The sequence below is a fragment of the Arthrobacter sp. P1_C12_2 genome (assembly GCF_056406415.1).
On the sequence record NZ_JBFUAF010000006.1, the window covers coordinates 226,916 to 234,037 of the forward strand.

General features: G+C 68.3%; 8 protein-coding genes. 5 read left to right on the forward strand and 3 right to left on the reverse strand.

The annotated features are described in order from the left end of the window. Window positions 1–18: 18 nt before the first annotated feature. Genes AC1DZQ_RS09150 through AC1DZQ_RS09160 form a run of 3 tightly spaced genes read left to right on the forward strand, consistent with a single transcriptional unit; the run spans window position 19 to window position 2,731 of the window. A complete protein-coding gene (locus AC1DZQ_RS09150; protein WP_476963212.1) occupies window positions 19–978 on the forward strand; it encodes a metal ABC transporter solute-binding protein, Zn/Mn family in 960 nt (319 codons plus the stop codon). Between the two features lie 49 nt (window positions 979–1,027). Continuing rightward, window positions 1,028–1,843 (forward strand): metal ABC transporter ATP-binding protein, encoded by an 816-nt coding sequence (locus AC1DZQ_RS09155; protein ID WP_476963213.1) that lies wholly within the window; start codon window positions 1,028–1,030, stop codon window positions 1,841–1,843. Continuing rightward, window positions 1,844–2,731: a metal ABC transporter permease gene (locus AC1DZQ_RS09160; protein ID WP_476963214.1), complete on the forward strand. Its 888-nt coding sequence runs from the start codon at window positions 1,844–1,846 to the stop codon at window positions 2,729–2,731. Between the two features lie 10 nt (window positions 2,732–2,741). Here AC1DZQ_RS09160 and AC1DZQ_RS09165 read toward each other — a convergent pair whose 3' ends face one another. Beyond that, window positions 2,742–3,203, reverse strand: a complete 462-nt coding sequence (locus tag AC1DZQ_RS09165) for a Fur family transcriptional regulator (protein ID WP_476963231.1) — start codon at window positions 3,201–3,203, stop codon at window positions 2,742–2,744. Window positions 3,204–3,318: 115 nt separating this feature from the next. On the opposite strand from AC1DZQ_RS09165, the gene AC1DZQ_RS09170 reads away from it, so the two are divergent. Beyond that, window positions 3,319–3,975: an MBL fold metallo-hydrolase gene (locus AC1DZQ_RS09170; RefSeq protein WP_476963215.1), complete on the forward strand. Its 657-nt coding sequence runs from the start codon at window positions 3,319–3,321 to the stop codon at window positions 3,973–3,975. 1 nt (window position 3,976) lies between these two features. On the opposite strand, the gene AC1DZQ_RS09175 is transcribed toward AC1DZQ_RS09170, so the two are convergent. Further along, the gene (locus AC1DZQ_RS09175; protein ID WP_476963216.1) at window positions 3,977–5,131 is read right to left on the reverse strand and encodes a PLP-dependent cysteine synthase family protein; all 1,155 of its coding nucleotides are present in this window, start codon (window positions 5,129–5,131) and stop codon (window positions 3,977–3,979) included. Between the two features lie 47 nt (window positions 5,132–5,178). Here AC1DZQ_RS09175 and AC1DZQ_RS09180 point away from each other — a divergent pair, with 47 nt between their 5' ends. Then, a complete protein-coding gene (locus tag AC1DZQ_RS09180) occupies window positions 5,179–6,051 on the forward strand; it encodes a sulfurtransferase (protein ID WP_476963217.1) in 873 nt (290 codons plus the stop codon). Window positions 6,052–6,226: 175 nt separating this feature from the next. On the opposite strand, the gene AC1DZQ_RS09185 is transcribed toward AC1DZQ_RS09180, so the two are convergent. Then, the coding region (locus AC1DZQ_RS09185; protein ID WP_476963218.1) for an HNH endonuclease at window positions 6,227–7,122 on the reverse strand (896 nt) is incomplete at its 5' end.

Here is a 7,122-nt window from a genome sequence, read left to right on the forward strand (position 1 = left end):
ACAGATCCGAGGTCTTCCGTGCGTCATCCCGCTGCCCGAGCCCTGCTGGCTGGTCTTGCCGGCCTAGGTCTCCTGCTCACCGCGTGCAGTCCGACGTCCGGCAGCTCGCGGGGAACCGCAGGCGATGGCGTGGTCGACGTCGTCGCGTCCACCAGCGTCTACGGCGACATCGTCTCCCGCATCGGCGGCGACAAGGTCCGCGTCAGCTCCATCATCAACCGCACCAGCCAGGACCCGCACTCCTACGAGGCCACCACGCAGGACAAGCTGGCCGTCTCCAAAGCCGAACTCGTGGTGGAGAACGGCGGGGGATACGACGCCTTCATCGACACCTTGGCAACCGACACCGGGCTGGAGCCCGGCAACGTCATCAACGCCGTGGAGGTTTCCGGCCTCGCCACCGAAAGCCCGGCCGCGGCGAGCCCCGACTCCGCCGGCCACACCCACGAGCCCACCGGGCTGAACGAACACGTCTGGTACAGCCTGCCGGCCATGTCCCGCCTCGCGGACGCCGTCGCCGACAAGCTGGCCTCGCTGGAACCGGCCTCGGCGCAGACGTTCCAGACCAACGCGGCGGCCTTCAAGGACTCGCTCGGCGGCCTGGAAACGAAACTCGTCGCCATCAAGACCTCGTCACGCCACGCGCCCGTGGCCGTCACCGAGCCCGTACCGCTGTACCTGCTCGAGGACGCCGGACTGGAGAACGAGACCCCGGCCGAGTACACAGCGGCGATCGAGGAAGACGCCGACGTCCCGCCCGCCGTGCTCAAGTCCACCGTCGATCTCGTGGCATCCCGGGGCGTCCGGCTGCTGGCCTACAATACTCAGACCGAGGGACCGCAGACCGTGGCGGTGAAAAAGGCCGCCGAGACCGCTGGCGTCCCGGTCGTGAACTTCAGCGAAACCCTCCCCGACGGCCAGTCCTACCTTCAGTGGATGACCGGAAACGTGGAGAGCATCGGCAAGGCCCTAGGATGATCGCAACAGCGGGAGCAGCCATCTCCGCGGAAAATCGAGGAAACCCCCTTTGACACCGGTAGTGAGCCTCCGAGGCGCGTCCCTGGCGTTCGGCCAACGGACTCTCTGGGAGGGCCTGGACCTGGACATCAACCCAGGTGAATTCTTTGCCGTGCTCGGTCCCAACGGCAGCGGCAAGACCACCTTCCTGAAGGTCCTGCTGGGGCTGCAGGAGCTGAGCACGGGAACTGCCGTGCTCGACGGCCATCCCGTTGAGCGGGGAAGCCGCCGGATCGGCTACGTGCCCCAGCAGAAATCCTTCGACCCCGATACGCCGCTGCGCGCCCGCGACCTCGTGGCCCTCGGCGTCGACGGCCACCGCTGGGGCATCCGCCTGGGCGGCGCCAAGGTGAACCGGAAGGTCGACGAACTCCTGGAGCTCGTGGGCGCCACCGACTACGCGAAGGTGCCGGTGGGGCAGCTTTCCGGCGGTGAGCAGCAACGCCTGCGCGTGGCCCAGGCCCTCGCGACCGATCCCAAGGTGCTGCTGTGCGACGAGCCGCTGCTCTCCCTCGACCTTCAGCACCAGCAGGGCGTCAGCGCGCTGATCAACAAGCAATGCCGCGAGGCGGACAGCGCCGTGGTGTTCGTGACCCACGAGATCAACCCGATCATGGACTACGTGGACCGGGTCCTGTACCTGGCCGGCGGAAGGTTCCGGGTGGGCACGCCCGCAGAGGTCATGACCACCGAGGTGCTCTCCGATTTGTACGACAGCCATGTTGAAGTGATCCAGGCCAACGGCCGGCTGATCGTCGTGGGGCTGCCGGATGCCGCAACGCACCACCATCTGGACGCGCATTCAGTCGCGGGAGAGGTGGGCTAAATGGATCTGGGCAACCTGCTGCAGTCAATCTTCAACTTCGAAAACTACGCCGAGCTGCTGGTCCTGGTGCAGAACTCCATCTGGGCCGGCGCCGTCCTCGGTCTGCTGGGCGGACTGATGGGCACCTTCGTGATGAAACGCGACCTCGCCTTCGCGGTCCACGGAATCTCGGAGCTCTCCTTTGCCGGGGCGGCGTTCGCGCTGCTGATCGGCGCGAACATTATCCTCGGCTCGCTGGCAGGCTCGGTCATCGCAGCCGTGGTGCTGGGCGTGATGGGTGTCCGTGCACGGGACAAGAACTCGATCATCGGCGTCATCATGCCCTTCGGGCTGGGCCTGGGCATCCTCTTCCTGTCCCTGTACGAGGGCCGGGCGGCCAACAAGTTCGGCCTGCTCACCGGGCAGATCGTGTCGGTCGGTACGGTCCAGCTGCAGGTCCTGGCGGTCGCCGCCGTCGTGGTGATGCTGGTGCTGGTCGCCATCTGGCGGCCGTTGACCTTTGCCAGTGTCGACCCCGACGTCGCCTCCGCCCGCGGCGTGCCGGTGCGTGCCCTGGCCCTTGGTTTCATGGTGCTGCTGGGAATCAGCGTGGCGCTGTCCATCCAGATTGTGGGCGCCCTGCTGGTGCTGGCCTTGCTGATCACGCCCGCGGCGGCCGCCATGCGCGTCACGTCCTCGCCCCGGCTGGTAGTCACGCTGAGCGTCGTCTTCGCGATGACGGCGACCGTCGGAGGCATCCTGCTGGCCCTCGGCGGCCGGCTACCGATCAGCCCCTATGTGACCACGCTGTCCTTCCTGATCTACGTGGTCTGCCGGATGATCGGCAGTGCCCGGGCCAGGCGGGGGCTCAACGGGCGGGTCGTGCGGAACGCGGCTGCGGTGGCCTGAGCCGGCCGGGCTACTGGCCGGACTGACTGGCTGTGCATTCGGGGCACAGGCCGAAGATTTCCACGGTGTGCTCCACCGCGGTGAAGCCGTGCTCTTTCGCGATCCGCGCGGCCCAGGCTTCGACCGCTGGGGCTTCCACTTCCACGGCCTTGCCGCAGTTGCGGCACAGCAGGTGATGGTGGTGCCCGGTGACGGCGCAGCGCCGGTACACCGCTTCGCCGTCGGCGTTGCGCAGGACATCCACCAGCCCGTCGTCGGCGAGGGACTGCAGGATGCGGTACGACGTGGCGAGGGACACCGCGGTGCCGCGCTCCTGCAGGATGCGGTGCAGTTCCTGGGTGCTGACGAAGTCCGCCAGGTCGTCCAACGCTGCGCTGACGGCGAGGCGCTGCTTGGTGACGCGCTGTTCCTTACCCTGCACGGGTGCCGAGGCCGGAGTCCGGCTGCTGCCGGCGGTGGTGCCTTGGGACATCGTGGAACTCGCTTCGTCAAAGAATTCGCGGGTGGGACTCGCTGAGGGTGGCAATGTCCAAGATTACCAGCAGGGGTTCGTGGACACTGTGACGGCTGGTGCCTAGGCTGGCCGGATGAAGCTGACCAAATTCACGCATGCCTGTGTCCGCCTCGAAGAGGACGGCCGGGTGCTGGTGTTTGATCCGGGCACTTTTTCGGAGACGGACCAGGCCCTGGCCGGAGCACACGCCGTGCTCATCACCCACGAGCACGCGGACCATGTGGACGTCGACGCCGTCGCCGCAGCATTGCAGGCAAACGCTGCCCTTGAGCTTTTCGCCCCGGCGGCGGTGGCCGCGACGCTCCGCGGCAAGGCGCCCGACGCCGAGGGCCGCATCCATGCGGCGGCGGCGGGCGAGGAATTTGAAACCTCGGGCTTCGCGGTCAGGACATTTGGCGGCCAGCATGCCCTCATCCATCCGCAGATCCCCGTAGTGGCCAACGTCGGCTACCTCGTCGATGGCAACGTCTACCACCCGGGGGACTCCTTCGCGATCCCCGACGGCGTTGACGTGAAGACGCTCCTGGTACCCATCCACGCCCCGTGGAACAAGGTGGGCGAAGTGGTGGACTTTGTGATCGGCGTCCGCGCACCGCGGGCGTTCCCGATCCATGACGCGCTCTTGAACGAGCTGGGCCGCGGCCTGGTGGAGGGGCACGTGACCCGGATCGGCGCCAAGTACGGCACCGAGTACCGGCACCTCTCCAGCGGCGATTCAGTGGAGGTTTAGCCTACGCGGGCGCCCCGGCGGACGAGGCCGGCCAGACACCGGTCTGGAAGAACTCGCGCAGTATTGCCTCGTGGGGTTCGGGATCCAAGCCTTGTGCCTCCAGCCACTCGGGGTTGTAGTAGTTCCCGGCGTAGCGGTCCCCGGCGTCGCACATGAGCGTCACAACACTGCCCTTGCGGCCCTCCTCGATCATCCCGGCGATGAGCTGCCACACACCCCAAAGGTTGGTTCCGGTGGACGGGCCCGCATGCAGTCCCGCGTGCTCCCACAGGTGCCGCATGGCCGCCACGGATGCGGCGTCGGGAACCTGGATCATGTGGTCGATGACGGCGGGCACAAAACTCGGCTCCATCCGAGGCCGGCCGATGCCCTCAATGCGGGACGGCAATCCCGTCGCGGGCCCGCCGGTGGCAGACCCGAGGGCAGCTGTCCCGCGAGCGGGGGTCCCGGCGTCGGACCGGCTCTCCAGCCAGCCCGGATAAAACGCTGAATTTTCCGGGTCGACGACGGCGAGGCCCGTCTCGTAGCGGTGGTACCGCAGGTACCGGCCGATCGTGGCGCTGGTCCCGCCGGTGCCGGCCCCCACCACGACCCAGCGGGGGACCGGGTGCTCCTCCAGCGCCAGCTGGCCGAAGATCGACTCGGCGATGTTATTGTTCCCGCGCCAGTCCGTGGCCCGTTCGGCGTACGTAAATTGGTCCATGTAGTGCCCGCCGGTGCTGCTGGCCAGATCCGCGGCGGCCTCGTAGACCTCGGAGGCGTGATCCACCAGGTGGCACGAGCCGCCGAACTGTTCTATCAGGGCGATCTTTTCGCGGCTGGTGGTCCGGGTCATCACGGCGATGAAGGGCAGCCCCAGCAGCTGCGCAAAATAGGCTTCGGAGACGGCAGTGCTGCCGCTGGACGCCTCGACGATCGTGGTGCCTTCCCGGATCCAGCCGTTGACGAGGCCGAAAAGGAACAGCGACCGCGCCAGCCGGTGCTTGAGGCTGCCGGTGCGGTGGGTGGATTCGTCCTTCAGGTACAGCTGCACGCCCCAGTGGTCCGGGAGCGGCACCGAATACAGGTGGGTGTCGGCAGAGCGGTTGTTTTCTGCGTTGATTCTGCGGACGGCCTCGTCGGCCCAGGCCCGGTCCTGCTGGTGCGCGGTGTTCACCGCTACAGCCTACCGGGCCGGCGGGACGCCGAAGATAGAGTAGGGAAATGGACACCCTTCTCAATGCTGCTGCCCTCAAGGACCGGCTGGACGGCGCCGGCGAAATCAGCCAGCGCACAGTGCTCCTCGATGTTCGCTGGGCCCTGGGGGACCCCCACGGTCACGACCACTACCTGCGCGAACACATCCCCGGAGCCGTGTTCGTCGATCTCGCCACCGAACTCGCCGGACGCGCGGAACCGCGACGCGGAAGGCATCCGTTGCCTCCGCTGGAGCAGTTCCAGGAGTCCGCGCGCCGCTGGGGCATCAACGACGGCGATACCGTGGTGGCGTACGACGACAGCGGCAACCTGGCGGCAGCCCGGCTGTGGTGGATGCTGCGCAACGCCGGCTTCCGCCAGGTTCACCTGCTCGACGGCGGCCTGGCCGCCTGGCGGGCCGCCGGGTTCGAGCTGGCGGCGGGACCGGAACAGCCGGCACCCGGAAACGTCACCCTGTCTGACGGCGTCATGCCCGCGATCGACGCCGGACAAGCCGCTACGTGGGGCCGGCAGGGGCTGCTGTTGGACGCCCGGGCGGCTGAGCGGTACCGCGGGGAAATCGAACCCGTGGATCCCCGTGCCGGCCATATTCCCGGGGCCGTGAGTGCCCCCACCACCGGCAACCTGCAGGCCGACGGGCGTTTTCTCGCCCCGGCGGAGCTGCGGGAGCGATTCGAGCGGCTCGGCTACCGGGCCGGCGTTCCCACTGCCGTGTACTGCGGATCCGGGGTGACGGCGGCCCATGAAATCGCCGCCCTCGAGATCGCTGGCCTTTCCGCTGCCCTCTACCCGGGGTCGTTTTCGGAGTGGTGCCACGGTGCTTCGAATGATGTTGTCACCGGGCCGGAACCCTATGGCGAGGACGCTGCTTCACACTAAAGGCCAGCAGGAGCACCTGTCAGCTCGCGGGCCGCCGGAGACCATCACTCGATCGCACGAACAATGGACTCCGGCCTGATCTGCAGCGTCCGATGGCGCCAACGCCGGAAATTCCAAGGCCAGTTCCCGTTCGTAAACCGGGCCCCGCTCCCGACGTCATCCGGATGCTTGGCACCTAGGCTGCGGGCATCTCTTTGAACTTGCTGCGTTTGAGCGACTTGGCTAGGCGCGGGAGCTGGCGCGGTTGGCGGGCGCCCGGCTGGTCCGTTGGGCGCAGCGGCGTCCCCGGCAGGGGTGGTGCGGTGGAGTGGTAGGTGTGGCCGGTGGGGGTGGTGAGTTCGATGGTGTGGCGGCTGTCCCTAGATGCTGCGGATACTGGGCGGGCGCTCCATCCGGGGGTTTCCTTGGTCTGGTTGCAGGCTTCGCAGAGTCCGGCGCCGTTGTCCGTGGTGGTCGGGCCGCCGGTGTGGTGGGGGATGATGTGGTCCAGGTGGCGGATCGGCGCGTCGCAATACGGGGTRCGGCAGGTGTCGTCSCGGGCYTGGATAWACCGGCGGAGCCCGGGCGGGAAGAGCCGGGCRCGGGAGTCCATGCCGATGAGCTCGCCGGTGCCGGGGTGGGTGTAGAGCCGGCGGAGCCAGAGCCGGAACGCGGTGTCATCCGCGGTCCCGGCCGCGTCACMGGGTCTGTTGGGGCCGCCTGCCGGCGCGCCGGGTTCCGTWGGCCCATTTTGCCCCGGGGGACTGCCGMGTCCCGGGGCACCGCTGYCTGTAGCTTTCGTGCCGTTGATGAKGSTGCGGGCCCAGCCGGCGGGGACGGTGCCGTAGCCCGGGAGCCGGGCCGGTTCGGAGCCGGCCTGGAAGAGGGTGCGGTCGGTGATGACGAGCTGGATCTCGACCCCRCTGATCCCGCCGGGGGTGCCGGTGGCGCGTTCGACCAGCGTGTCGGCCATCAGCTGCCCTCGGCCCCGCGGGTCCCCGCTGTTCCGGAGGGTCTCGGCGTGCCGGGTCAGGGCGGTGTACACGGCGACACCGGCGGCCACGGGCAGCAGGGCGGTCAGGTGGCACATGG

Coding starts and splice junctions, on each gene's coding strand:
- AC1DZQ_RS09160 (WP_476963214.1), top strand. CDS start 1,844: ATGGATCTGGGCAACCTGCTGCAGTCAATCTTCAACTTCGAAAACTAC.
- AC1DZQ_RS09165 (WP_476963231.1), bottom strand. CDS start 3,203: ATGTCCCAAGGCACCACCGCCGGCAGCAGCCGGACTCCGGCCTCGGCA.
- AC1DZQ_RS09170 (WP_476963215.1), top strand. CDS start 3,319: ATGAAGCTGACCAAATTCACGCATGCCTGTGTCCGCCTCGAAGAGGAC.
- AC1DZQ_RS09180 (WP_476963217.1), top strand. CDS start 5,179: ATGGACACCCTTCTCAATGCTGCTGCCCTCAAGGACCGGCTGGACGGC.